The organism is Bacillus sp. GMs2/2 (assembly GCF_050172095.1).
GTDB lineage: Bacteria > Bacillota > Bacilli > Bacillales > Bacillaceae_G > Bacillus_A > Bacillus_A cereus.
In genome coordinates this window covers 1-4889 of record NZ_JBNLYE010000300.1, presented here as the reverse complement: position 1 = coordinate 4889, position 4889 = coordinate 1, and the positions used below count along the sequence as shown (strand labels likewise).

The window sequence follows — 4889 nt, the reverse complement described above, 5'->3', positions numbered from 1 at the left end:
GATCTCATCTCTTGTATTTGTTTATAAAAACGATTATTTTGATTCATTTTCTTCTAAAACACCCCAAAAATAGAGAAGTTGACGAGCTTAAGATTGTAGTATTCGAAAAATCAGTAGTTTAGTTAAACCAATACGATAAGCAAGTATACCGTGTTACTAATGAAAGAGGACCTGATATGAACATCAGGTCCTCTTTTACTATATAATTATTTCCCTGCTTCTTTTAGTTCTTTTCCAGCTTTAAATACCGGCGCCTTAGCAGCAAAAAACTTGTAGGAATCATTATCAAGCGTTTTATTTTTCTCTACCGATTTAGCTTCTCGACAGCTTCCGCACTTGTATCTACACGTTTAACGAAAAAAACTAATAGTAGTGCAACAACATTCATGCCAAGCGCTACATAAAACGAATATTGAATTCCAGATAATAAAGCCTTCTGAGTTACTATTGCCTTCGTAGTTTCTGTAAAGGTTGTTGGATCTATATGAGACATTAAACTTTCAGCTTTTGTTTTTGTTACAGAGTTCATAATCGTAACAAGAATAGCAGTACCAATCGAACCGGACACTTGTTGAGCCGTATTATTAACAGCTGTACCGTGCGGGTTTAAGCGAGTTGGCAATTGATTAAGACCATTTGTCATAAGTGGCATCATAACCATCGCCATCCCAAACATCCGCAGTGTGTAGATAAGAATAATATGTGTGTGACTAGAGTCAATTTGCAGACTTGCCAACATATAAGTTGAAACAGCTGTAATGGAAAGCCCCACTATGCCAAGAATCCGAGGACCATATTTATCAAATAGTTTACCTGTAATTGGTGACATAATCCCCATTATAACCGCACCTGGAAGCATCATCAGTCCAGAGCTCAGCGGAGAAATGCCACGGACGTTTTGTACATAAGCTGGTGTTAAAATCATACCCGAAAACATGGCCACCGCGTTGACAATTGCAATTACAGACGCAAGTGCAAACATTGGGTACTTGTAAACACGTAAATCCAATAACGGCTCATCCATTTTTAATTGACGAATAATGAAAGCAATTAGGGCAATTGCGCCTATGATTAAGGTTGTTAAGACAACTTTATTTGTCCAACCATCGGAGCTTGCAGAACTGAATCCATATAACAAACCGCCAAAACCGACAGAAGATAATAGTAATGAGAGATAATCAAGTTTTGCATTTTTGTTTTGTTTCATGACATTCTCAGATTTCCAAATCCCTAACAGTAAGCTAATGATTGCTAACGGTAAAATCATTTCAAAAAGCAAACGCCAGTCATAATACTCTACAATATAACCTGATAGTGTCGGCCCAATTGCTGGAGCTGTAATCATAACTAGTCCAAAAATCCCCATTGCTGTTCCCCTTTTTTCTCTTGGAAAGCTTACTAGCATAATATTCATTAACAAAGGTCCCATAACTGAAGAGCCTGCCGCTTGAACCATCCGACCAGTAAGTAATAAACCAAAGTTAGGTGCTACAGCCGCTAAGGCAGTACCAAGAATAAAAATCACCATAGATGTAATAAATAGGCTCCTATTCGAGAAACGCGTTATTAAAAATGCTGAGGCCGGAATTAATATACCACTTACAAGCATATACCCTGTAGAAAGCCACTGGATCGTTGAATAATCTTGAATGTTTAAATCTTTCATTATTGATGGCAAGGCTACATTTAAAAGGGAGTTATTTAAAAATGAAACAAATGCACCAATAAAAAGGATTACAAGCATTACATATGGTGGTTTTCTTTTATGTAATGTTTCACTCATATATTTAATTGCCCCTTCATTATAAATTTCATTGATTCGTTTAAATCGTTTACATATTTGCACAAGAAAACATTACCCTTACAGTATTTTGCCAAACTCTTCGAATGGATATTCTCTTTTTAGCAATTCCACTTGCTCAACATACCATTTTAAAATCTTTTTGTTGATTAAACCTTTATAAAAATGTTTGTTAACGGAATTTAAATTAGGCTGAAATACAAAAAAGAAGCAACTGAAAATCCCCTTCTAAAATAAAGTGAAACTTTACATCAATGGGAATTTTACAGGCAGCGAGAAAAATCAAAAAGACTACGCACCCATTCCTTTAAATACAGGCTTGTAGATCTAGTTATGTAACCATCCATAAAAAGGAATATTACATAGGCTAAGTCTAACATTACATTTTTAAAGTGAGGAGAATAAGCGTATGGACCAATATTGGTATTTGAATTCAAAGGGAAATGGGCAACAATATAATAACCAAATTTCATTATATTCACAGCCCGAAATAACTACATCTGAGGTAATGAATGATTTGAAGCTTCCTGAGAATTGGAGTTACCGAGTCTATCCAGTTAGTTGGGATTCATCAGCCAATTATACGGGGTTCAATCCCCAACCTCCTCCCTTCTCTTGGGGGCAGCAGCCAATTAATTATGCAGAGATACTACCACAAGGTCACCCTGCTAATTGGACTCCATTACCAGGTCATGCAGGTTTTAATTTTCAAAAACCTCCCTTCCCCTGGGCGCAACCATTCAATCATACAGGGATGTTCGCACAAGGTCATCTCGCAGCTTTACTATCGCCGCCAGCTAAGGCTTTTAAATTCAATACCAATAACGGGGGTATTTTCGGAAACTCTCCAGGATGGGGTGGTCCGTGGGCCCCAATGGGATGGGGAAATAACGGAGGTAACGGTCAGCTAGGAATGCTTGGAAACTTACTTACAGCAGGAAAAGGCACCATGAGTGGAATAGGAATGATCAGTAGTCTAATCGGGATGGGGAAGTTCTTCTTTTAGTTAATTAGAACAGGAGAATGTGGCTGTAGCTTTAATCAACCACATTTAAGGACAGTAATCTCCCACCTAACTTCCTAGCATAGCATTCGCGGAAATTTTAGGTAGATATGTATTGTTACAAGTTACCGTTTTACTTTGAGTGCTCCTTTACTTTCTTATCAAGTGCCTTACTATAAGCATCTTTGTTTTCCTGTGATAACTCATAAATTGCTTTTTTCCAATGCTCTCCGTCTACACCTGATAAAAATTCAGTACCTTTCATTGTAGCTTCTTGAATCTTCTGTTTATCTTCTTTACCAGCGTCCTTAATTAACTTCGTTGCTTTTCTTGCCTCTGTTACCCCTTCTTGTATGGATTTGTGAATGTCTTTGTATGTATCAGGTACTTTTATGTGTTCCATATTGTCTAAAATTTTATCTATCTCGTTTGATGTTTTTAAAACAGCTTTTGCTTTTTCTTTGTCCTTTAAGGATTCTCCTAAGTTTAGTAATAGTTCATCCTTCTTAAATTGGAACTCTACCACTTGCTCACATATGTAGTACGGATACTGTTGTTCAGAAATTACTGTTTTCGTTATTGCTTTACTAGTTTGCTCAGTCTTATGAGTAGAATCTTTATCTCCTACCTCGCATCCGACTAACAGCATAAATGGAACTGCTAACGTTACTAGTTTCTTTGCTCTCATTATGTATTCTCCTTGTAGAAAGTATTGTAAGTAATTAACATATCAAACTATAACATACATTACATTATGGTTCACTTCCATTACGCTTTTAAAATGTAAAATAAGAATACACCCCATAAGCCGCAAATAAGATTAATAGAATAGAAATGCCGAGTGCCGTATATATAATCCATTTTAAATTTGAATTCATATCATCCTCCTACCTCTCGGTAATTCCAGTATATAACAAAAAAAGCATTGGATACCCAATGCTTTTTACACTTACGCAAATAAAGAAGTATTCGCATATAAAGCTGGTGAACCACCTGAATGTACGAATAAAATATTGTCTTCCTTATTAAATTTACCTTTTCTAATTAAGTCGATTAATCCCGCTACTGCCTTACCTGTATACACTGGATCAAGTAAAATACCTTCTGTTTTCGCAAGTAACTGAACTGCCTCTACCATTTCCGGCGTTGGTAACGCATAGCCTGGTCCTACATATTCATCAAAGCACGTAACAGCGTCGCGCGAGATAAAGTTTGGAATACCAACATGTGCTGAAGTTTCATCTACAAGTTTTGCTACTTTCTCTTCTTGCTCAGCTTTTCCTCTACTTACATTAATTCCAATTACAGGAATATGACTTTGCGTTCCAGAAAAACCAGTAATTAAACCAGCATGCATACCGCCGCTACCACTTACACAAACAACTGAACTGAAATCAATTCCTTGCTCAAATGATTGCGCCATAATTTCTTGCGCACAAGCAACGTATCCCATGGCGCCCGTAGGGTTTGATCCACCAACTGGAATTACATATGGTGTATTCCCTTTTTCACTTACTTCTTTTGCTACTTTATGCATTTCTTCCATAAGGTCTGCTCCGTTCGGTACAACAATTACATTTTCAGCACCTAATAAGTGATATAAGAAATAGTTCCCGTTAAAGTCTCTCTTCTCTTCTGGCTCAAGCCCTTCCTCTAATACAAGGATACATTTCATTTTTTCTTTTACCGCAGCAGCAAGTGTCAGGCGGCAATGATTTGACTGAATACCACCAGCTGTAATTAACGTATCTGCACCATTTTCCTGTGCATCTGCAACTAAAAATTCTAATTTTCTCGTCTTATTTCCACCAGCTGTTAAACCAAGTAAATCATCTCGTTTAAAATAAATAGTCGGGCCACCAAGTGCTTCAGAAAAGTTGTTTAACTTTTCAATTGGTGTATATGATTCTGTATATTTTTTCCTCGGGAATTTAGCTAAATTCATTGTAACGCTCCTTTTGTACTTCTTTCACAATATATGTAACGTTACTATTATTACACGTAAAAATGGTGAAGTCATCTTTCTCGGTTAAAAATGTATTAGAATTTCATTTTGATAAGTAAAACCGTATTAATGATTTTAAC

Annotated in this window: 4 protein-coding genes; 1 reads left to right on the top strand and 3 read right to left on the bottom strand. The window is 36.6% G+C overall.

Annotated features, from left to right (window positions below; genetic code table 11):
• Positions 1-304: 304 nt before the first annotated feature.
• Entirely contained in the window at positions 305-1783 is a 1479-nt protein-coding gene (locus ACQGS6_RS22880; protein ID WP_000005138.1) for a DHA2 family efflux MFS transporter permease subunit, read from the bottom strand.
• Positions 1784-2210: 427 nt separating this feature from the next.
• On the opposite strand from ACQGS6_RS22880, the gene ACQGS6_RS22875 reads away from it, so the two are divergent.
• Entirely contained in the window at positions 2211-2807 is a 597-nt protein-coding gene (locus ACQGS6_RS22875; RefSeq protein ID WP_242784911.1) for a hypothetical protein, read from the top strand.
• Between the two features lie 130 nt (positions 2808-2937).
• Here ACQGS6_RS22875 and ACQGS6_RS22870 read toward each other — a convergent pair whose 3' ends face one another.
• Positions 2938-3492, bottom strand: coding sequence for a hypothetical protein (locus ACQGS6_RS22870; protein WP_001201801.1), 555 nt, complete (start codon positions 3490-3492; stop codon positions 2938-2940).
• A gap of 261 nt (positions 3493-3753) precedes the next feature.
• Entirely contained in the window at positions 3754-4749 is a 996-nt protein-coding gene (locus ACQGS6_RS22865; RefSeq protein WP_001046614.1) for a D-cysteine desulfhydrase, read from the bottom strand.
• Positions 4750-4889: the final 140 nt, after the last annotated feature.